Genomic DNA, 21,040 nt, shown 5'->3' with positions numbered 1-21,040 from the left:
TGCCTCAGCGGGAGGCGAGATAGGCGCGCCAGCCGCCATGGCGGGTGATGTCCTCGGCGCCCGCCACCGCATGGGCTTCGCACAGGAACCCGGACACGTCGGACCCGTCCTCCAGGGTGACTTTGCCGATGCCGAGGGGGGCGGGGATCGCCGCGGCGAAGCGGCCGAAACCCGCCGGGGGCAGGGCCCAGACCTCCACCTCCAATCCCCCGCCGGCAAAGCCTGGCTCGTGGACCAGACCGGGCTTGGCCGGCTGGGTGCCGGGCAGGGCGTAGAGGCGGTACGCCCCCGAGGTCCGCGCCGCCCGCACCTTCCTGCCGCCGAGATCGGTGAGCTGGTGGTTGAGCGGCAGGCCCGTGAGATGGGCGCCCACCACCGCGATGGCGATCTCGTCCGCCTCCGGGGCGGGCACCCGGCTGGCCTCGGGCAGAACCGCGTCGCGCGCGATCCCCATTCCGCTCGCCGCCGCGCGGTGGAGCGCGTCGGCCCAGTGGCCCAAAGCCTCGTCGCTGAAGCCGGGGCCGACGAGCGTCACGCCGCCGGGCAAGCCATCGGCGCCGAAGCCTCCGGGCACCGCGATCGCGGCGAGGCCGAGGAGGTTGGCGAAGTTGGTGTAATGCCCGAAATGGCTGTTGAGGCGGATCGGGTCGGCCAGCATCTCCTCCACCGTGTAGGTGGTGGGGGAGGTGGGCAGGAGCAGGATGTCGACCTTCGCCCAGATCGCCTCCGTGCGTCGCCGCAGGGCCTCGAACGCGTAGCGGCCCTCGAACGCGTCGACGGCGCTGTAGCCCTTGGCGGAGTCGACGATGCTCCTCACGCTCGGGTCGAGGGCGTCGGCATGGCCGGCGAAGAACCCGGCGATGGCGGCCAGGCGCTCGGCCACCCACGGCCCGTTGTAGAGCAGGGTCGCGATCTCGCGGAACGGCGCGTAATCGAACGGCAACGCCACGGCGCCCAGCGCTTCGAGGCGGGCGATGGCGGCGTCGTAGAGGGCCTCGCGCTCGGTATCGCCGTAGAACTCGCGCTCGTCCGGGGTGGGCACGCCGAAGCGCAGGCCCCGGGCGGGGAGGGGATGCGGCACAGCCCGCCGCGAGAACGGATCGGCGGCGTCGAACCCCTCCGCGATGCGGCGGATCGCGAGACCGTCGCCCACGGTCGCCGCGAAGATGCTGATGCAGTCGAGGCTGCGGCAGGCGGGGACGAGGCCCGTCGTGCTGAACAGGCCCGGCGTCGGCTTGATCCCCACGAGGTTGTTGAACATCGCCGGCACGCGGCCGGAACCGGCCGTGTCGGTGCCGAGGGAAAAGCTCGCGAGCCCCGCCGCCACGGCGACGGCCGAGCCGGAGCTCGACCCGCCCGAGACATGGGCGGCGCTAAACACGCTGCGCGGCGCGCCGTAGGGCGAGCGGGTGCCGTTGAGGCCGGTGGCGAACTGGTCGAGATTGGTCTTGCCCGTGCAGAACGCACCCGCCGCCTTGAGGCGCGCCACCACCCCGGCATCCGCTTTCGCCTCGTAGGCGAAAGCGGGGCAGGCCGCCGTCGTCGGCAGGCCTGCGACGTCGATATTGTCCTTCACCGCGAAGGGCACGCCCCAGAGCGGCAATGAGTTCGGCTCGGGGTGGCGCGCCATCAGGTCCCGCGCCGCGCTCACCAATGCCTCCCGGTCGAGGGCGGTGATGAAGATGGCGGGGTCCGTCGACGCCTCCATCCGGTCGGCGACGGCTTCGGCGACGGTCACGGGGGTGATACGCCCCGCCGCGTAGAGGTCGCGCAGGGTCGACAGGTCGAGGATGGTCGGCAGCATGTCGGTGGGCTCTCTCACCTGCTCTAAGCAGGTTTCGCAAAAGTGGTGACCGGTTTTGCGAAACAAAACCTGCGTCATTTCAAAGACCTAAACCAGGTGACGCGTTGGCTTGCCAACGCGAACCTGCTTAAATCTCTTCGAGGATGGCGACGAGATCGCCGCCACGCAGGGTGCGGCCCGGCTTCACCCGGACCTCACGCACAATTCCCGCCACCGGGGCGGAAACGGCGATCTCCATCTTCATCGATTCGAGGATCGCCACCGTCTCGCCGGCCGCGACGCTCTGTCCGTCCTCGACCAGCACCTTCCAGACGTTGCCCGGCACGGTGGTCGGCACGCCCACATGGCCGGCCGGCACCGCGTCCTCCTCGCCCACGGGTGCGCCCTCGTCGGCGACGAAACTGTCGAGCCCCTCATCCTGCCAACGCTGCCGCTCGACCTCGAAGGCGGTCTGCTGGCGCAGCTTCGCGGCCGTGATCTCGACGGCGTTGCGGGCGAGCTCGGCGCGATGCTCGGCATAGGAGAACGTGCCCTCCTCGATCCTCAGGGGGTAGGCCCCGTGCGGGAAGGCGGCGCGGGCCTCCATCAGCTCGTCGTGGCTCACGGGGAAGAAGCGGATGCGGTCGAACGGGCGCAGCAGCCAGGGATGGCCGGGGACGAAGTCCTTCGTCATCCGCCAGGTGTTCCAGATCTGGATGGTGCGGCCGAAGAGCTGGTACCCGCCCGGCCCCTCCATGCCGTAGATGCACATATAGGCGCCGCCGATGCCCACCGCGTTCTCCGGCGTCCAGGTGCGGGCGGGGTTGTACTTGGTGGTGACGAGGCGGTGGCGCGGGTCCACCGGCGTCGCCACCGGCGCGCCGAGATAGACGTCGCCCAGCCCCATCACGAGATAGCTCGCATCGAAGATGATGCGTTTCACATCGGCTTCCGACTCCAAGCCGTTGATGCGGCGGATGAACTCGATGTTCGAAGGGCACCAGGGCGCGTTGGGGCGGACCAGCTCCTGATACTTGCGCATGGCGCGTTCGGCCTGGGGGTCGTTCCAGGACAGGGGCAGGTGGACGACGCGGCTCGGCACCGTGACGTCCTCGACGGCGGGCAGGGCGGCCTCGATCTCGCGCAGCTGCCCGAGGAGGCGCGAGCGCGGCAGCGTCGCGCCGTCGTAGTGGATCTGGAGCGAGCGGATTCCCGGCGTCAGATCGATGAGACCGGGCAACCGCGCCTCGGCCACCGCCTCTGCCAGGAGATGGACGCGCAGGCGGATGCCGATGTCGAGGGCCATCGGCCCGTACTCGACGAGGAGGTTGTCGTCGCCCTGGCGACGGTAGACCACTGGCACGGCGCCGGCGGACTCAGTGGCGAGGATGGGCGAGCCGGCCGAATCGACCCTCCCCCCGTTGCGGGCTACTGAATCCCCACATCCGCTCGACAGCTCTTCCTCGATCCGGGAGGGTTCGAGATGAGGCGCGACGGGCTCCCTCTCCTGGAAGGAGAGGGCTGGGGTGAGGTGTGGTCCATCTCCGGAAAAGTCGCACACCTCACCCTGTCCCTCTCCTTCCAGGAGAGGGGACCCGTGCTGCCCGCCAAACGTGTGAATATCGTAGCCCGCAGAGGGGGAAGGGACCGGAGGGCGATCCCCCGCCCGCTCCACCGCCGTGAACCGTACCGTATCCCCCGGCCGCAGCTGGCCCATCTTCCACTGCTCGTCGCGGGCGATCACGGCCGGGCAGACGAATCCGCCGAGACTCGGGCCGTCCGGCCCCAACAGGATCGGCATGTCGCCGGTGAAGTCGATGGAGCCGATGGCGTAGGCGTTGTCATGAAGGTTCGAGGGGTGAAGCCCCGCCTCGCCGCCGTCGCTCCGCGCCCAGAGCGGGGTCGGGCCGACCAGGCGCACGCCGGTGCGGGCCGAGTTGAAGTGAACCTCGTAAGAGGCTGAGAACAGATCGGAAATGTCCTCGTCCCGGAAGAAGTCCGGTGCGCCGTGCGGCCCGTAGACCACGCCGATCTCCCAGGCATGGGTGAGGGGCGCAGGCTCGGGTATCGATGCTTCGACGCCCGGGACATCGCCGAGATGCAGCACGTCGCCGGCCTTCAGGACACCGGTGGCATGGCCGCCGAAGGCGCCGAGGGCGAAGGTCGCCCGCGAGCCGAGGATGACGGGGGCGGCAAACCCGCCGCGCAGGGCGAGGTAGCTGCGCTGGCCGGGGCCGGCGATCGCGCCGATGCTCAAGGTCTGTCCGGGTTCGACCGCGAAGGCACGGCCATGGGGCCGTTCGACCCCGTCGACACGCGCAATCATCGCGGCTCCGGCGAGCGCTACCTTCGCGGCGGCGTGGAAGCGCAGGGTCGGCCCCGACATTGTGAGTTCGAGGGCGCAGGTATCGGGAGGGTTGCCGACGAGGGCGTTGGCGTCGCGGAACGAACGCGCGTCCATCGGCCCGCTCGGCGGCACGCCCACATGCCACAGGCCGATGCGGCCGGGCAGTTCCTGCAGGCTCGATTGGGCACCGGGGACCAGCACCTCGATGCTGCGTGGCGCATAGGGAAAGTCGCGCAACGCCGTGGTGGCGACCCGGCCCGAGGCGAAGAGCTCGGAACCGGCGATGGCGCGCAGATAATCGAGGTTGGTCTCGATCCCCGAGACCGCGCTGTCGTCGAGGGCCTTCCGCAGGGCGGCGAGGGCGGCCGGGCGATCCTCGCCGGTCACGATGATCTTGGCGAGCATCGGGTCGTAGTTGGTGGTGACCTCGGTGCCGGTCTCGATCCAGCCGTCGATGCGGGCCTCGGCGGGGAACCGCACCTCGGTGAGGAGGCCGGCGCTCGGGGCGAAGTGCGCGTGCGGGATCTCGGCATAGAGCCGCGCCTCCATGGCCGCACCGCGCGGGACAAGGGGACCGGCGGCAGCAATCACGTCCTCGCCGGCCGCCTGGCGGATCATCCATTCGACGAGGTCGATGCCGAACACCGCCTCGGTGACGGGATGCTCGACCTGGAGCCGGGTGTTCACTTCGAGGAAGGAGAAATCCTCGCGGACGGGATCGTAGATGTACTCAACGGTCCCCGCCGAGGCGTAGGCGACGCTCGTCCCCAGGGCCACCGAGGCCGCGTGGAGCCGCTCGCGCACGGCATCCGACAGGCCCGGCGCGGGGGTCTCCTCGATGACCTTCTGGTTGCGGCGCTGGAGCGAGCAGTCGCGCTCTCCGAGCGCCACCACGCGGCCGGCGCCGTCGCCGAAGATCTGCACCTCCACATGGCGCGCCTCGCCGACGAAGCGTTCGAGATAGACGCGGGCATCGCCGAAGCTCGCGCGGGCCGTGCGCTCGACGCTGGTATAGTGCTCGCGCAGCTCCTCGGCCGAGGCGCAGAGGCGCATGCCGATGCCGCCGCCGCCCGCCGTGCTCTTGAGCATCACCGGGTAGCCGATGGTCTCGGCCGCCGCGATCGCCGCGTCCAGGTCCGGCAGCAGGCCGGTGCCGGGCAGGAGGGGCACGCCGCTCGCCCGCGCGAGGTCGCGTGCCGTGTGCTTGAGGCCGAAGGCGCGCAGGTGCTCGGGCCTGGGGCCGATGAAGACGATGCCCTCCGACGCCAGACGCTCGGCGAAGGCGACGTTCTCCGACAGGAAGCCGTAGCCGGGATGGACGGCCTGCGCCCCCGTCGCCTTACAGGCGGCGATCACGGCCTCGACGTTCAGATAGCTCTCCGCCGCCGGTGCGGGTCCGAGGCGGACGGCCTCGTCCGCCTCCAGCACGCTGCGGGTGAACCGGTCGGCATCGGAGTAGACGGCCACGGACGCGACGCCCATGCGCCGGCAGGTGCGGGCGATCCGCCGGGCGATCTCGCCGCGATTGGCGATGAGGATCTTGCCGAACATCAGCGCGCGTCCTCGATCGTCGCCTGATCCCGGATGGAGACGTGTATCGGCGTCGGGTTGAAGCCGTTGCAGGGGTTGTTGATCTGCGGGCAGTTCGAAATCACGCAGATCACGTCCATCTCCGCCGTCACCTCGACGTAGTCGCCCGGCGAGGAGACGCCGTCGACAATGGCGAGTTCGCCGTTCTGCTCGATGGGCACGTTCATGAAGAAGTTGATGTTGGGCGGGATGTCGCGCTTGGAGAGGCCGTATTTGGCGACCTCCAGGGCGAAGTTCTCGCGGCAGGCATGGAGATAGCGGGTGGCGTGGCCGAAACGCACGGTGTTGGCCTCGCAGGAGCAGGCCCCCGCCGAGGTGTCGTGCCGGCCGCAGGAATCGGCGGTGACCGTGGCCATCACCCGGCCCTCGTTGGAGACGAGGCGCGTGCCCGTCGTCACGTAGGCCGAGCCCTGCATGCGCAGGGTGTCCTGCGAGGAATAGCGCTCGCCCATGTCGCCGGCGCGGTAGAACAGGGTGTCCACCGCCTGGCAGCCGTCGGTGTCGGTGATGCGCAGGGTCTGGCCCTTGCGCACGAGGCCGGACCAGGGCGCCTGGGCCGGCACGACCTCATTGAGCAAGACCTCGTCGAGGAGAAGCGTGGTGTCGCTGGTCATGATGCGTCCCTCCCGTCAGAAGCCGATGGCGGCGTTGTTCTCGAAGCCGCGCACGGCCTCGATCGTGGCGTTGCGGCAGAGATCGTCCGCCGCCGGGACGGGCGCCCGGAAGCGGGTCACCACCACGGGGTTGGGCGCGTAATCCGGGTTCGGGTCGAGGGGGTGCGGGCAGTTGGAGAGGGTGACGAGGAGGTCGAGCTCGGCGCGCAGATCCACGAAGTCACCCGCGCGACGTCCGGCCCCGTTCCAGGCGAAGCGCCCCTCCGCGCCCACGGAGACGGGGGCGAAGAAGCTGACGCAGGCGGGGATGTCGCGCCGGTCGAGCCCGGCCTTGAGGGCGGCGAGGACGAGGTTGTCGCGGGTGTTGCGATAGGGCCCGCCCGGGTAGCGCGCGGCGTTGGATTCGGCATTGGAGCCGCCCACCAGCGCGTCGTGCGCCCCGCAGGAATCCTCGATGAGGGAGAGCATCACCCGGCCCATGTCGGAGAACAGCACACGGCCGCGCTGGAGGGCGGCGGTCCACTGCACCTTCACGGTGTCGGCGTAATTCAGCCGTTCCGACGTCTCGGCGGCGTTCCAGGCGACGAGGGCGACGCTGGAGGGGCCATGGTCGAGGCCGATCCGCAGGGCTTCGCCGGCATTGAGCTCGAAGGTGCGATACCAGCCGCCGGGGATGGTCTCGACATGGAAGATCGCCGCCTCGTCCAGGGGCAGGCCCCGCGCGGAGGGCGGCGGCAGGGTGCGCGGGGCATGCCCCTGGCCCTGGGCCTTCAGTTCCTCGTAGCGCCGCCGATTCTCGGCGATGATGCTGGCTGTGTCGGTCATGCCCGTCTCCTCAAGGCTGTTCTCCGGGTCGTCCCGGAAAAACAGCCCTGGCGCGGCCGGGTCGTCCCGGCGGGCATGCGTCGTTAGCGGTGCTGCTTAACCCGGCGGACCACCGAGTGCGAAATACTTGCGGACCGGCTCCCTGACGTCCCAGGTGCCGGAGAAACCGGCGGGGGAGACGAAGGCGTCCCCCGCCCGATAGGTCTTGGCGAGCCCGTCTCCGTCCGTGACCACCACCACCCCTTCGAGGATGTGCACGAACTCGTTCTGCGCGAACGCGATGTGCCATTTGCCCGGCTGGCAGGTCCAGGTGCCGGCCGAGAAGAGACCATCCTCGCTCTGGTAGGCGAAGCTCACCGTCTGGGCGGGGTCGCCCGAGACGATCCGTTCCGGCTCCGGCCGGTAGGGCTTGCAGGGGCGGGGCGACCCGGCGAAATCCACGGTCCGGATGCCGCTCCCCATGTCGGTCACGAGCGCCCCCATCGAACGCGCGCCGATTCCGCCGAACAGGGCGAGCAACGGACCGCCGAACGTATGAAGCAGTCTCGCAATCTCCACCGAACCATCTCCCCCGCAACCGCATCCGCGGCCGGCCGAATCTCGACCACCCTTGCGAATACCAATAATTACAGCGGCAGAGAAGCATGAGTGTGTTGAGAATCCGCTTCGAGTGAGGGTTAACGACAAGCAACGTTCGTATCAGCACGCCAATGCTTCACCTCACCCGGGCCTTTGAAGTGTTGCCGGTTTTACAATGCAAAACCGGCGACATGTTTGTTGAGACTTCCTAGAAAAGATGGCTGTAGCGCTCGATCTCCCAGGCGCTCACCGTCAGGTGATACTCCTCCCACTCGGCGCGCTTGTAGCGGATGAACTCGTCGCGCAGAGCCTTGCCGAGGGTCTTCTCCACCAGCGGGTCGGCAGCGAAGGCGTCCACCGCCTCGGCGAGGGTCTGGGGCAGGAACTCGATGCCGCGCTCGGCGCGCTGGGCGTCGGTGAGGTCGTAGAGGTTGTCCTCGTTGGGGGCTCCCGGATCGATGCGCTCGCGCACCCCCTCCAGACCCGCCGCCAGGACGAGGGCTGCGGCGAGGTAGGGGTTGACCGCGCCGTCGGCGTTGCGGCTCTCGCAGCGCCCGCCGCCGGCGGGCACGCGCACCGAATTGGTGCGGTTGTTCGAGCCGTAGGAGTTGAACACCGGCGCCCAGGAGAAGCCGGCCATGGAGCCCTGGCGCACGAGGCGCTTGTAGCTGTTCACCGTGGGCGCGAAGGCGGCGCAGAGCGCCCGCCCGTGCTTCAGCACGCCGCCGATGAAGTGGTAGCCGGTCTCGGTGAGGCCGAGGCCGCGCGGATCGGCCGATGGATCGCAGGCGAAGACGTTCTTGCCCGTTTCCTTGTCGAAGAGGGACATGTTGAAATGCGCGCCATTGCCGGTGCGATCTGCAAAGGGCTTGGGCATCATCGTGGCGATGAGGCCTTCTTCCTTGGCATAATGCTTGGCCATCATGCGGAAGAAGGTGAGCCGGTCACACATGGTCAGGGCGTCGGCATAGTTGAAGTCGAACTCGAACTGGCCGCACGCATCCTCGTGATCGAAGGAATACAGGTCCCAGCCGAGGTCGTTGATCGTGGTGGCGACCTTGTCGAGCCAGGAGAAGTTGTCGACGAAGCCGCGCACGTCGTAGCAGGGCTTCACCAGCTTATCGTCGGGGATCGGCGTGTGCAGCGAGCCGTCCGCCTCCTGCTTGAGCAGGAAGATCTCGCATTCGATGCCGAGGTTGAAGCCGAAGCCCATGGCCTCGGCGTCCTTCAGCACGGTCTTCAGGGCGACGCGGGTGGAGAGCGGGTAGGGCTGGCCCTGGAAGGTGAGGTCGGCCGGACACCAGGCCAGCTTTGATTCCCAGGGCAGCTGGATCAGCCCCGAGAAATCGGGGACCGAGGCGAGTTCGTCCTCGTTCGGAGCCTGGCCGAGTCCGTCGAGAGCATAGCCGGTATAGCGCTCGGACCCCGCCGCCATCTGCGGCAGGTGGTCGACGGGCACCACCTTGGCCTTCTGCGCGCCGTGGATGTCGACATAGGCGCCGATGACATATTTCACGCCCTTGGCGCGCAGCTCGTCCTGCAGCTTGGCAATGGCGGGATCGATTTCGGTGGCATGCGCCATCGGGCGGCTCCTTGGTTTTAAGCGGAAACGGAGAAGGAATGGGGGAGGGGCGGGGTCTCGGAGAGACCGCGCAGGACGAGGGCGGACAGGTCCTCGACCATCCAGGCGAACAACCGCTCGCCCTCGTCGCGGCTCGCCTGCGAGGGACGTCCGGTGACACCGTTCAGGCTGGTGCGGTTGACCGGATGCGAGAAGACGAGCCCCTCCGTCCGGTCTGGATCGTCCGCATCGGCGATGCGGTCCGGGCGCACGAGGTCCGGCGCCGTCGCCATCATCAGCGCGGTCTCGGCGGCGTTGGCGTGCCAATCGTCGGCATCGGCGAAATGCGCGGCGCGGACGCGCTCGCTCACCGTGGCGGAATTCACCAGGGCGACCATGAGGTCGTCATGGGCGGCGCGCAGCATCTCAAGGGTGCAGCGCAGGGGCGCCGCGTTGGTGACGTGGGCGTTGACGATGAACAGCCGCCGCACGCCCGAATGGTAGGCGGAGGTGCCGATCTGCGCCACGAGCCGCGTCATCATCACGGGATCGAGGGTGATGGTGCCGGGCCAGCGCCGGCTATGCCCGAGGGAACAGCCATAGGGCAGGGTGGGGAGCACCGGCACACGGGTCCGCGCCGAGACCGCATGGGTCAGGGCCTCGGCGAGGACGAAATCCATGCCCGTGCCGAGATGCGGCCCGTGCTGCTCGGTGGCACCCACGGGCAGGATGGCGGCATGAGCGACGGCGGCGAGGTCGCCGGGGATCTCGTCCCAGGTGCGGTTCGCCCAGAGGAGGGGGGTCATCGTTTTGCTCTCCGATCACCGAGAGCGCGCACTTCCCTTCCCCTTGTGGGGAGGGACCGAGGGTGGGGGTGGTGCAGGATGAGACGCGAGAGGTGCCTTCTGCGCCACCCCCACCTCCAGCTCCTCCCCACAAGGGGGAGGAGAGCCACGTGGTCGGTATCGGAGAGAGGCATCATTCCACCTCGTCCCCGGCGGAGGTCATGCGCGTCACGACATCCGGCGCCACGGATTCCTCGGCCTCATCCTTCGGCGGGTGGATCAGCGCGTCGAGGCGGGCGCGGGTGGCGCGGAATTCGGGGGTGAGCGCCTGGTTGTGGCTGCGCGGGCGCGGCACCGGCACCTCGATGAGTTCGGCGACCTCGCCCGGATGGGCGCTGAGGACAAGGATGCGGTCGGCCAGATGCACCGCCTCGTCGAGGTCGTGGGTGATGAAGACGATGGTGATGTCGATCTTCTTCCAGATCTCGATCAGATAGGCCTGCATCCGGGCGCGCGACTGGGTGTCGAGGGCCGAGAACGGCTCGTCCATGAGCAGGATGCGCGGCCGGGTGGCCAGCGCCCGGGCGATGGCCACCCGCTGCTTCATGCCGCCGGAGAGCTGATGCGGGTAGCTGTCGGCGAAGGCCTCCAGGCCGATGAGCGCCAGCCATTGCCGGGCCTCGCGCTCCGCCTCACGACGCGGCGTGCCGTTCTCCTCCAGGCCGAAGGCGACGTTGCGCAGGACGCTGAGCCAGGGGAACAGGGTGTAGCCCTGGAACACCATGCCCCGGTCGGCGCCCGGCCCCGAGACCGGCACGCCCTCGACGCTGACCACGCCCGAGGTCGAGGTCTCGAGGCCGGCGAGGATGCGCACGAAGGTGGACTTGCCGCAGCCCGACGGGCCGACGACGCAGAGGAACTCGCGCCGGTGGGTGACGAGGTCGATGTCCTTCAAGGCCACCGTGGTGCCGCCGTCCGGCTTGGCGAACGTCTTCGTGAGCTTCTCGACCCGCAGGGCGACCTCGCGGCTCTTCAGCTTGTCGAACCGGGCGCGGACGGGCTCGCACTGGGTGCGATAGTCGCAGGCCTCGATCGGCAGAACGACGGGAGAAACGACGGGGGAGGCGGAATTCATGCTTCGCTCCTGTCGTAGGGGAACAGCCGGCGGCCGAGCCAGGCGAGGGCGAGATCCGTGATCGAGCCGACGAGGCCGATGATGAGGATCGCGGCGTAGACGTTGTCGAAATGCTGGTAGCGGGCCTGCTGCGTGATGAAGAAGGTGATGCCCGACGAGGTGCCGATGAGTTCGGCGACGATGAGGTAGGTCCAGGCCCAGCCGAGGAGGATGCGCTGGTCGCGGTAGAGCTGCGGCAGCATCGCCGGCACGATCACCCGGCGGATGAGGCGCAGGTTGCGCGCGCCCAGGGTCAGGGCCGCCTCGATCAGCAGGGGCTCGATCCGCCGGGTGGTGTTGGCGATGACCAGCACCTGCTGGAAGAACGTGCCGATGACGATGATCGCGATCTTCGGCCCGTCATAGATGCCGAGGATGGCCACCATCAGCGCGCCGAAGGCGGGCGCCGGCATGTAGCGCACGAACTCGATGACCGGTTCGGTGAGGCGCGCCAGGGTCGGCTGGGCGCCGCAGAGGATTCCCAGCGGCACGCCGATCAGCGACGACAGCAGGAAGCCGAAGGCGATGATCTGGATCGAGTGCCACAGGCTCAACGGCAGGCGGATGGCGTCGCGCTGGGTCGGCTGGGCCGTCAGCGAGGTCCAGAACGCGGTGGCGACCTCGTGCGGGGCCGGGAGGTAGACCGGGTTGGCCGGCCTGCCCGCCGGTTCGGCGGTGCCGGCGGTCTTGGCCGAGGCGACCTCCTCGGCGAAGGCGGCCTTCGGCACGCGCATCCCCGGCTCCATCCAGGCGATGTCGCCGGGCTCGGTCACCTCCACCAGGGGATGCCACAGGAACGGCACGTAGGAGACCGCCGCCCAGGCGAGGAGCGGGATCAGGAACGAGAGGATGGCGAGCGTCGTCCTCCGGCGCGGCGAGAGCGGCCGGGCCACGCCGACCCAGGAGCGGCGGCGCGGGGAGATGGGAGACGAGACGCGGGCCCCTCCTCCCCCTTGTGGGGAGGAGTTGGAGGTGGGGGTGGTTGGGTGACCCACCGCGGCCGAGGCTGGCGGAGCCACCCCCACCCCTGTCCCCTCCCCACAAGGGGGAGGGGAAGTGCGCTCCACGCCCTGGCGCATCTCCGCGTTCATTTGCCGTCGGTCAGCGCGGGGTCGATGTAGCTCTTCACGTCCTGGGCGGTCTTGTAGACCTCGTACTTGACGTTGAAGGCGTCGGCGTAGCGGCTGGAGCCGTAGAGGGAGCCGAACCCGTCGGCATCCTTCATCACCTTGGCGCCCTCGGCCAGGGTGAGGAGCTTGGTGCCCTTGAGGAAGCGGGTGAAGGTGGGCGCGTCGATGCCGACCTTGGCCGCCATGATCGCCACGGCGTCGGGTTGCGTCTTCGGGTCCTGGATATAGGCGACGACCTTGTCCCAGACGCCCACGAACTTGATCCACTCGGCCCTGCGGCCCGACAGGCTCGCGGGCGAGACCGCGACCACGTCGTAGATCAGGCCCGGCTCGTCGGCGGAGGTGTAGAGCGGCTTGGCGCCGGCCGCGCCCTTCATCGCCTGCCCGGCGATGGGCTGCCACGCGCCGATGGCCGAGACGTCGCCGGAGGCGAGCACCTGCGGGGTCTCGTTGGTCTTGGCGTTGACCAGGGTGACGTCGGTCTCCTTCAGGCCGAGCTTGGCGAGACCGTTGATGAGGAGCAGGTGCTCCACGAGGCCGACTTCGAGGCCGACCTTCTTGCCTTTGAGGTCGGCCAGCGTCTTCACGCCCGGCTTGCCGACGATCATGTCGTTGCCGTTGGAGTAATCGGTGAGCATGATCATGACGTTCTTGGCGCCGTTGCCGCCCATCACCAGGGCATCGCCGTTGGTGCAGGTGACGGCGTCGAGCTTGCCGGCGGAGAACGCGTCCATGGAGGCCGAGTAGTCGAACCACTCGAACTTCGCGTCGATCCCGGCCTCCTTCAGCCAGCCCTTCTCGATGGCGACCTGCCAGGCCACCCAGCCGGGCCAGTCGCTGTAGCCGATGCGCAGGGGCTCCGCGGCATGGGCCGCGGGGATGGAGGCGGAGGCCGTGAGGAGGCCGATGGCGAGGGCGCAGCCCGTGATGGCCTTGCGTCCGGCGGTCAGGATCGTCGAAAGGTGCATCTGCATTCTCCGAACCGCGTAGTACGATCGCTGTAAATCGTAATACCGATTGCTGTTCACCCATACAAGAGATGTGCCAGGTTTGGCCCGGCATGCAGGAGAGGCCCGATGGCCAGTGGCGACGAGACCGAGGCGAGGACCGATGACGGGGCGGTCCCGGAGGAAGGCGCGGGCGGCCGGCGCAAGCCGGTGAGCCGAATCAGTCTGTCGCTGTCCGAGGATCTGCTCTGCGAGCTCGACACCATGGTGGGGGAGCGAGGCTTCGCCAGCCGCTCCCAGGCGGTGGCGACGATCCTCCATCGCTCGCTCGTGGAGCACCGGCACAAGGTCGGCGACCGGGTGATGGTCGGCACGATCACGCTGTTCTACGACCACCTCGCGCCCGGGGTGCAGCAGCGCCTGGCCGACCTGCAGCGGCGCTACATCGCCGAGGTGATCTCCTCCCTCCACGTCCACCTGATGAACAACCAGACCCTCGAAGTGGTGCTGGTCCAGGGACCGGCGGCGACGCTTCAGACCATCGCCGACACGATGATCACCGAGCGCGGCGTCATCTCCGGCCGGCTGGAACTCGCCGCCGCCCTGATCCCGCCGATCCATCCGTTCCAGGGGGAGGGGGGCGGCTGAGGCTTCGCCCGATGATTCCGCCCCGACGGCGGCTTCCAGCAGCCTCGCGCGATCCAGATGCGTCCTTCGAGGCCCGGACTCAGGCCGTTTCGGCCTCCGGTTCGCCCGCCGCTTCCGGCATGGCCTCGCCATCGGGGATCACGTCCACCTCGACCTTGAGCTTCTGCGGGCCGGAGGAGGAGACGATGCCGTCGATGGGCGAGACGTCGGTGTAGTCGCGGCCCCGCGCCACCACGATGTGGTCGTCGCAGGCGCCGATGTTGTTGGTGGGATCGAGGCCGATCCAGCCGTCCCCGCACCAGACCGAGACCCAGGCATGGCTGGCGTCGGCGCCCCTCAGGCGTGGCCGGCCGGCGGGCGGGATGGTGCGGATGTAGCCGCTGACATAGGCGGCCGGCAGGCCGAGGCCGCGCAGCCCCGCGATCATGATATGCGCGAAATCCTGGCACACGCCCGCCCTGAGGGCGAAGGCCTCGGCCAGCGGCGTGTGGACGGTGGTCGCCTTGGCGTCGAAGGTGAAATCGGTGCGGATGCGCCGCATCAGGTCGACGGCTCCGCCATAGGCACTCCGCCCGGGGGTGAAGCTCCGGCGGGCATAGTCGGTCACGTCCGGGTCGAGGGGAACCCTGACGCTGGGGAACACGAAATGCACGGGCGCGTCGGGCGCCATCGAGCGGCCGGAGATCGCCGTGTCGCGCACCGCCTCCCAGGGCAGGCCGGATTCGGGCTCCGGCAGCGGCGGCCGCGTCACCTCCACCCGCGAGAGGGCTTCCACCCGCAATTCGCTATGCGGGGTGTCGATCAGGAAGGTCACCACGTCGAGGCCGAAATAGTCGCGCCGCACGGTCCGGGTCCGCGGCGTCGGCGAGATGGTCAGCTCGCTCGACAGGACGCTCTGCCCCTCCCCGTCGCGCGGCTGCAGCCTGAGGGCGCAGCGGGCGTAGCGGACGGGCTTGCCGTAGCGGTAGGTGGTGAGGTGGCGCAGCGTATAGATCACGCGAGCCCCACCAGCTTTTCCGGCCGCATGGCATGCGGTCCGTTGGGGAAGTAGCGGGTGACGATCGCGTCGGCGAGGCCCTCGAAGGTGTTCTCGAGGCGGGCCAGGGCCGCCCCGTCGAGGTCCGACGCCTCGGCGGTGGTGAATTCGGCAGCGAGCTTATGGGCGAGGCGCCGGTGCGGCTCGGGCAGGCCGTCGACGCGGAGAGCCGGCAGGTCGGCGAGATGCCGGCAGATCGCCTCGATCTGGAAGGCGACGGAGCGCGGGTTGAAGGGATCGAGGAGCACCATGTCGCGCACCGGGTCGATGGCCACGCCCTGCATGTAGCGCGCGCCGAAGGAGACGTGCGAGTCGCAGAGGGACAGCACCACGCCGAGATCCTCGGCCGTCGCCTCGTCCCCCGCGAAACGGGCGGCGAAGGAGCAGGTGTTGATCGCCCGCTCGATCCGGCGGCCGAGATCGACGAAGTGCCAGCCCGCCGTGCGGTTCATGTTCTCCTGCGCCAGCCCCGCCAGGGCGGCGATATGGCCGAGCGCCCGCTCCGCCAGCCCGAGGAGTTCGGCCTCGGCCAGTTCCTTGGCCTCGTCGAGGTCGAGGAGGTCCCTCAGGTCGGCCAGCGCACGCCAGGCCTCGCTGGAGAGCCGCTCGCGCAGGGACGCCGCGTTGTGGCGCGCCGACAGGCTGTGGGACAGGGCCGACCCGTAGGTCGCCCGCCCGCTCAGGGCCTCCTGCGCGAGTTTGGCCGTCGGCAGGTCGGGCGCTTCGATGGCGCCCCATTCGTCCAGCAGGGCGCGGATGCGCAGGGCGGTGGGCGCGCTCTCGGTGCCGGCCATGTCGGCGATCACCGCGTTCCCGACGCTGCCGAGATGGGCGATGACGAGGCGGATCACCGCCTCCGCCCGTTCGACGTAGCGGCCGAACCAGAACAGGTTGTCGGCCGCCCTGGACGGCAGGTGGCCGGCGATGCGGCGCACGCGGGGCGCGCCCGGATGCATCAGCGAGACGGGCTCCACCGGGCCGTCCGAGAGCACCCAGACATCCGCAGACTTGATCCCGGCCCGCATCTCGATCGGGTTGACGTCGGGCCGCTCGGAGATGCGGCAGAAGCCGCCGGGCATCACCCGCCAGCCGTCGGGAGTCGCCGCCGCGAAGACGCGCAGCACGAAGGGGCGCGGCACGAGGCGCATCCCGTCGGGGCCGGGCTCCCAGCCCGGCATGGTGGAGAGGGGGGCGTGCTCCTGCGCCACGTAGTCGAAGGGACGGTCGCGCAGGGCGGCCACCACGCGCTCGCGCTCGGCGACGATGGCGTGCGGCCCGAGGATGGCGTCGCGCCCCATGCCCTTGGTCGGGGTCGCCACCGGCCTCAGGTCCAGGTGTTCGAGGTTGTCGCGCACATGGGCGAGGGATTCGGGATCGCCGCACCACCAGCTCTTCGGCCCCTGCAGGCTGAGGTCGGTGCCGAGGAAGTAGCGCGCGATGCGCGGCAGGTAGGCCCCGAGCGCCCCCGATTCCAGGATGCCGGAACCCGGCATGTTGCCGACGACGAGGCTGCCATCGCGCAGGGCCTCCAGCACGCCCGACACGCCGAGGCGCGAGGCCGGGTTGAGTTCGAGCGGGTCGAGATAGTCGGAATCGATGCGCCGCCACAGGGCATCGATGCGCTTGAGGCCGGAGACGGTGCGCACGTGCAGCACCCCGTCCTGCATCACGAGGTCGTCGCCCTCCACCAGGAGCAGACCGAGATAGCGCGCCAGCGCCGCCTGCTCCACATAGGTCGAGCTCAGGGGGCCGGAGGTGAGCAGGCCGATGCGCGGGTCGCTGCGCTGCGCGCCCATGACCAGCCCGTCGCGAAAGGCCTGGAAGAACGGGGCGAGGCGCTCGACATGGAGGTCGGCATAGAGGTCCGGGAAGGCGCGTGTCAGCACCATCCGGTTCTCCAGCGCGTAGCCGGGGCCGGAGGGAGCCTGAGTCCGGTCGGCGAGCACCCGCCAGCGCCCGTCCGGCCCCCGGCCGATATCGGCGGCGTAGAGCTTGAGCCAGCGCCCGCCGGGGGGCGTCACCCCCGAGAGCGGACGCAGGAATTCCGGTGCACCCGCCACCAGGGCCGCCGGCAGCACCCCTTCCGACACCAGCCGGCCGGGTCCGTAGATGTCGGAGACGATGGATTCCATCAGCCCGGCACGCTGGACGATGCCGGCGCTGAGGGCGCGCCATTCGGCGCCCTCGATCACCAGGGGCAGGGAACTGAGCGGCCAGGCGTGTTCGCGCTGGTCGCCGTAGATCCGATACGAGATGCCGGTATCGCGGATGTGCCGCTCGGCCGAGGTGAAGCGGGCGGTGATCTCGGCTCCGCTCAGGGCTCCGAGGCGGTCGAGCAGGCGCGGCCAGGCGCCTTCACGAGCCCCTTCGTAAGCCCCTTGGCGAGGCCCGTCGGGTCCCGCGAGCTCGTCCGGGATTCCGGGCCGAGGTCGGTAGTCCGAGGTCCAGCGCGCGACATGCGACGCCGTTCCTCCGGCTTGCGCCTCGGCCACGTGGGTCATCTGGGTGCTGGCGTTCTGAGATCGAGGGTGAGCGGGAACTCGCGGCTGATCTCCTCGGCCGGCATCTCGACCTTGCCGGGGGTGTGGCCGTGGGCCTGGAAGCGCGCGAGACGGCGCCCCTCGGCCTCGTAGGTGTTCACCGGGAAGGTCTCGTAGTTGCGCCCGCCGGGATGGCTGACATGGTAGCGGCAGCCGCCGATCGAGCGTCCGCTCCACGCATCGAGGATGTCGATGGTGAGGGGCGAGTGCGCGGGGATCGTCGGATGCATCGAGGAGGCCGGCTGCCACGCCTTGAAGCGCAGGCCCGCCACCGCTTCGCCCACCGTGCCGGTGCTCGTCATCGGAAGGCGCCGGCCGTTGCAGCTGATGATGTGGCGGCCGGGGACGAAGCCCTCGACCTTGACCTGCAGACGCTCCACCGAGCTGTCCACGTACCGCACCGTTCCACCGATCGACCCCTCTTCGCCCAGGACGTGCCAGGGCTCCAATGCCTGCCGCAGTTCCAGCTTGACGCCGCCCTGCTCCACCGTTCCGAAGACGGGGAAGCGGAACTCGTACTGCGCTTGGAACGCCGCCGGGTCGAAGTCGTAACCGGCTTGGCGGAGGTCTTCCAGCACACCGAGGAAGTCCGTCCAGAGGAAGTGGGGCAGCATGAAGCGATCGTGCAGGCCCGTGCCCCAACGGACACAGCCGCCTTCCTGCGGTTCGCGCCAGGCCCAGGCGACGATGGCCCGCAGCAGCAATTGCTGGGCGAGGCTCATGCGCGGGTCCGGCGGCATCTCGAAGGAGCGGAACTCCAGGAGGCCGAGGCGGCCGGTGGGGCCGTCCGGCGAGTAGAGCTTGTCGATGCAGATCTCGGAGCGGTGGGTGTTGCCGGTGACGTCCACGAGGATGTTGCGGAAGATCCGGTCGACGAGCCAGCGCGGGATGTTGGGCTCGTCGGGTTTGGGCACCTGCGCCATGGCGATTTCGAGTTCGTAGAGCCCGTCGTGCCGGGCCTCGTCCATGCGCGGCGCCTGGCTCGTCGGGCCGATATAGAGGCCGGCGAACAGGTAGGAGAGCGAGGGGTGGCGCTGCCAGTAGAGCACGAGGCTCTTCAGAAGGTCCGGCCGGCGCAGGAACGGGGAATCGTTGGGCGTCGCGCCGCCCAGCACCACGTGGTTGCCGCCGCCGGTGCCGGTATGGCGGCCGTCGGTCATGAATTTCTGCGCGCCGAGGCGGATCTGCCGGGCATCCTCGTAGAGCTCGCTCGTGATGGTCACGGCCTCGCGCCAGGAGGTGGCGGGATGCACGTTCACCTCGATGACGCCGGGATCGGGCGTGACCTTGATGACGTTGAGGCGCGGATCGAACGGCGGCTCGTAGCCCTCAATATGCAGGGGCTGCTTCAGCTCGGCGGCGACGGCCTCGAGATGCCCGATGAGTTCGAGATACTCGTCCACCCGCTGCAGCGGCGGCATGAACACCCGCAGCACCCCGTCCCGCGGCTCGACGGCGAGCGCCGTGCGCACGGCGACGCCGGTGACGCCCGATCCGTTCTCGGTCTTCGTGCCGGGATGGCCCTCGGGGAGCGCGCCCCGCTCCTCCAGCGGATCCTGGGGCTGGTAGTAGGGGTAGTGCTCCGGCGGCACGAAGGGCAGCGAGCTCAGGGGCAGGCGATACCCAACCGGTGAATCGCCCGGCGTCAGGAAGGCGTGGGTGCGGCGGAACTGCCAGGGTTCCGAGATCCAGCGGCGGTCGTCGGGATCGTCCTTGCCGAGCGGCAGGCTCGCCAGGGGGAGGGCATAGCCGGCGGCTTCGCCGAGGCCGCGCTCGAACACCCGGGCGATGCGGGCATTGGTCTCCGGGTTCGGGAACTTGGCGTCCGAGGTGGTGACGTTGATCGGCAGCTCCTCCCGCTTCTCCTCCCAGTAGATCGGGTCCTCGAAGGCGGGGAACACGTAGGCTTCGAGGCCGATGCGCTTGGCGACGCCGTCGATCAGTGCCTTCGCCTTGCTGGAGGTGGCGTCACGCGGGCCGTCCTCCTTGGCGACGAGGTCGGGATTGCTCCAGATCGGCTTGCCGTCCCGGCGCCAGTACAGGGCGAAGGCCCAGCGCGGCAGGCTCTCGCCCGGATACCACTTGCCCTGGCCGTAATGCAGCATGCCGCCGGGCCCGAAGCGGGTGCGCAGGCGTCGGATCAGCTTGTCGGCGAGGCCGCGTTTCGTCGGCCCCACGGCGGCGGCGTTCCACTCGGCCGATTCGAAATCGTCGATGGAGACGAAGGTCGGCTCGCCGCCCATGGTCAGGCGCACGTCCTGCTCGGCGAGATCGACGTCGATCCGCTCGCCCAGCGCATCCATCTTGGCCCAGACCTCGTCCGAGAACGGCTTGGTGATGCGCGGCGCCTCGGCCACGCGGGTCACCGTCATCTCGAAGCCGAACTCCACCTCGGCGGGTTCGGCGAGGCCGGAGATCGGCGCGGCCGACTGGTAGTGCGGGGTGGCGGCGAGCGGGATATGGCCCTCGCCGCAGAGGAGGCCGGAGGTGGCGTCGAGGCCGATCCAGCCGGCGCCCGGCAGGTAGACCTCCGCCCAGGCGTGCAGGTCGGTGAAGTCGGTGGAGGTGCCGGCCGGACCGTCCACCGCCGTGGTGTCGGGAATGAGCTGGATCAGGTAGCCGGAGACGAAGCGCGCGGCGAGACCGATGCGGCGCAGCACCTGGACGAGGAGCCAGGCGGAATCGCGGCAGGAACCGCTCTTCAGGGTCAGCGTCTCGGCCGGCGTCTGGACGCCCGGCTCCATGCGGACGCCGTAGGTCACCTCGGAGGCGATCATGGCGTTGAGGGCCACGAGGAAGAGTACGGTGTTGGGCTGTTCCGGCAGCCGCTCCAGCAGCGCGTCGATCTCCGGTCCCGTGGCGTCGTCGGTGACGAGATAGGGCTTCAGCTCCGCCGTGAGGTCGTCCTCGTAGGCGAAGGGGCGGGTCTGGGCGTAGTCCTCCACGAAGAAGTCGAACGGGTTGATCACCGCCATCTCGGCGGTCAGATCGACTTCGATCTTCAATTCGGTGGTCCGCTCGGGGAAGACCAGCCGGGCGAGCCAGTTCCCGTTCGGGTCCTGCTGCCAGTTGATGAAGTGGTTCTCCGGCAGGATCTTCAGGGAATAGGCCGGCACGATCGAGCGCGTATGCGGCGCCGGGCGCAGGCGGATCACCTGTGGTCCGAGCTGGATCGGCCGGTCGTACTTGTAGTGGGTGACGTGGTGGAGGGCGGCTTTGATGGACACGGGGACTCCCGCTGGTTCAGACGTGGTGCCGGGCGCGCGGTGAACGCGCGCCGGCGGCGGGAAGCCGGAGCGCATCGCCGAAGCGCATCCAGGCTGTCATCGGCGTTTTGAGGCCGAATGACCATAGGCCGGGAACAGCGCCGACGGCAGTCGAATTCGGTGCTAGTCTACAGCGACGTTGCCCGACCGGGTGGTGGGAGGCGAAGACGTTCATCGCGTGAGGATCTTGGCCCTGGCAGTTCAGACATACGGCG

Annotated in this window: 14 protein-coding genes; 1 reads left to right on the top strand and 13 read right to left on the bottom strand. The window is 69.4% G+C overall.

Annotation, left to right across the window (positions count from 1 at the left end):
• Positions 1-4: 4 nt before the first annotated feature.
• The 10 genes from atzF to K368_RS0120760 form a co-directional block, all read right to left on the bottom strand.
• Complete coding sequence (atzF, locus tag K368_RS0120805; protein ID WP_027174029.1) at positions 5-1,804, bottom strand: allophanate hydrolase; 1,800 nt, start codon at positions 1,802-1,804, stop codon at positions 5-7.
• A 127-nt stretch (positions 1,805-1,931) separates the two neighbouring features.
• Complete coding sequence (locus K368_RS0120800; protein WP_027174028.1) at positions 1,932-5,681, bottom strand: 5-oxoprolinase/urea amidolyase family protein; 3,750 nt, start codon at positions 5,679-5,681, stop codon at positions 1,932-1,934.
• On the bottom strand, positions 5,681-6,334 hold the full coding sequence (locus tag K368_RS0120795; RefSeq protein WP_027174027.1) for an urea amidolyase associated protein UAAP2: 654 nt from the start codon (positions 6,332-6,334) through the stop codon (positions 5,681-5,683). Before K368_RS0120795 ends, K368_RS0120800 begins: the two co-directional genes overlap by 1 nt.
• A gap of 15 nt (positions 6,335-6,349) precedes the next feature.
• Positions 6,350-7,159, bottom strand: coding sequence for an urea amidolyase associated protein UAAP1 (locus K368_RS0120790; RefSeq protein WP_027174026.1), 810 nt, complete (start codon positions 7,157-7,159; stop codon positions 6,350-6,352).
• 96 nt (positions 7,160-7,255) lie between these two features.
• Entirely contained in the window at positions 7,256-7,717 is a 462-nt protein-coding gene (locus K368_RS0120785; protein WP_245259636.1) for a cupin domain-containing protein, read from the bottom strand.
• Between the two features lie 229 nt (positions 7,718-7,946).
• The gene (glnT, locus tag K368_RS0120780) at positions 7,947-9,320 is read right to left on the bottom strand and encodes a type III glutamate--ammonia ligase (protein WP_027174024.1); all 1,374 of its coding nucleotides are present in this window, start codon (positions 9,318-9,320) and stop codon (positions 7,947-7,949) included.
• Between the two features lie 17 nt (positions 9,321-9,337).
• Positions 9,338-10,105 (bottom strand): creatininase family protein, encoded by a 768-nt coding sequence (locus K368_RS0120775; RefSeq protein ID WP_027174023.1) that lies wholly within the window; start codon positions 10,103-10,105, stop codon positions 9,338-9,340.
• Between the two features lie 172 nt (positions 10,106-10,277).
• Positions 10,278-11,219, bottom strand: a complete 942-nt coding sequence (locus tag K368_RS0120770; RefSeq protein WP_027174022.1) for an ABC transporter ATP-binding protein — start codon at positions 11,217-11,219, stop codon at positions 10,278-10,280.
• Positions 11,216-12,349 carry an ABC transporter permease gene (locus K368_RS0120765; RefSeq protein ID WP_348625540.1) on the bottom strand — a complete coding sequence of 378 codons (1,134 nt, stop codon included), beginning with the start codon at positions 12,347-12,349 and terminating at the stop codon, positions 11,216-11,218. Before K368_RS0120765 ends, K368_RS0120770 begins: the two co-directional genes overlap by 4 nt.
• Positions 12,346-13,362, bottom strand: coding sequence for an ABC transporter substrate-binding protein (locus tag K368_RS0120760; RefSeq protein ID WP_081739630.1), 1,017 nt, complete (start codon positions 13,360-13,362; stop codon positions 12,346-12,348). Before K368_RS0120760 ends, K368_RS0120765 begins: the two co-directional genes overlap by 4 nt.
• 102 nt (positions 13,363-13,464) lie before the next feature.
• On the opposite strand from K368_RS0120760, the gene nikR reads away from it, so the two are divergent.
• Complete coding sequence (gene nikR / locus K368_RS0120755; protein WP_027174019.1) at positions 13,465-13,983, top strand: nickel-responsive transcriptional regulator NikR; 519 nt, start codon at positions 13,465-13,467, stop codon at positions 13,981-13,983.
• 79 nt (positions 13,984-14,062) lie between these two features.
• On the opposite strand, the gene K368_RS0120750 is transcribed toward nikR, so the two are convergent.
• Genes K368_RS0120750 through K368_RS0120740 form a run of 3 tightly spaced genes read right to left on the bottom strand, consistent with a single transcriptional unit; the run spans position 14,063 to position 20,786 of the window.
• Positions 14,063-14,980 carry a transglutaminase family protein gene (locus K368_RS0120750; protein WP_027174018.1) on the bottom strand — a complete coding sequence of 306 codons (918 nt, stop codon included), beginning with the start codon at positions 14,978-14,980 and terminating at the stop codon, positions 14,063-14,065.
• A complete protein-coding gene (locus K368_RS0120745; RefSeq protein WP_036266561.1) occupies positions 14,977-17,520 on the bottom strand; it encodes a circularly permuted type 2 ATP-grasp protein in 2,544 nt (847 codons plus the stop codon). Before K368_RS0120745 ends, K368_RS0120750 begins: the two co-directional genes overlap by 4 nt.
• Positions 17,517-20,786: a transglutaminase family protein gene (locus K368_RS0120740; protein ID WP_027174016.1), complete on the bottom strand. Its 3,270-nt coding sequence runs from the start codon at positions 20,784-20,786 to the stop codon at positions 17,517-17,519. The genes K368_RS0120745 and K368_RS0120740 overlap by 4 nt, the downstream gene beginning before the upstream one ends.
• Positions 20,787-21,040: the final 254 nt, after the last annotated feature.

The organism is Methylobacterium sp. 10 (assembly GCF_000519085.1).
Taxonomy (GTDB): domain Bacteria; phylum Pseudomonadota; class Alphaproteobacteria; order Rhizobiales; family Beijerinckiaceae; genus Methylobacterium.
Note: the sequence above shows the minus strand (reverse complement) of the source record. Positions and strands in the feature narration are given on the sequence as shown.

Excerpts from the sequence above, each read along its gene's own strand:
- atzF (WP_027174029.1), bottom strand. The coding sequence starts at position 1,804 with ATGCTGCCGACCATCCTCGACCTGTCGACCCTGCGCGACCTCTACGCG.
- K368_RS0120790 (WP_027174026.1), bottom strand. The coding sequence starts at position 7,159 with ATGACCGACACAGCCAGCATCATCGCCGAGAATCGGCGGCGCTACGAG.
- K368_RS0120775 (WP_027174023.1), bottom strand. The coding sequence starts at position 10,105 with ATGACCCCCCTCCTCTGGGCGAACCGCACCTGGGACGAGATCCCCGGC.
- nikR (WP_027174019.1), top strand. The coding sequence starts at position 13,465 with ATGGCCAGTGGCGACGAGACCGAGGCGAGGACCGATGACGGGGCGGTC.
- K368_RS0120745 (WP_036266561.1), bottom strand. The coding sequence starts at position 17,520 with ATGACCCACGTGGCCGAGGCGCAAGCCGGAGGAACGGCGTCGCATGTC.
- K368_RS0120800 (WP_027174028.1), bottom strand. The coding sequence starts at position 5,681 with ATGTTCGGCAAGATCCTCATCGCCAATCGCGGCGAGATCGCCCGGCGG.
- K368_RS0120765 (WP_348625540.1), bottom strand. The coding sequence starts at position 12,349 with ATGAACGCGGAGATGCGCCAGGGCGTGGAGCGCACTTCCCCTCCCCCT.
- K368_RS0120770 (WP_027174022.1), bottom strand. The coding sequence starts at position 11,219 with ATGAATTCCGCCTCCCCCGTCGTTTCTCCCGTCGTTCTGCCGATCGAG.
- K368_RS0120795 (WP_027174027.1), bottom strand. The coding sequence starts at position 6,334 with ATGACCAGCGACACCACGCTTCTCCTCGACGAGGTCTTGCTCAATGAG.
- K368_RS0120760 (WP_081739630.1), bottom strand. The coding sequence starts at position 13,362 with ATGCAGATGCACCTTTCGACGATCCTGACCGCCGGACGCAAGGCCATC.
- glnT (WP_027174024.1), bottom strand. The coding sequence starts at position 9,320 with ATGGCGCATGCCACCGAAATCGATCCCGCCATTGCCAAGCTGCAGGAC.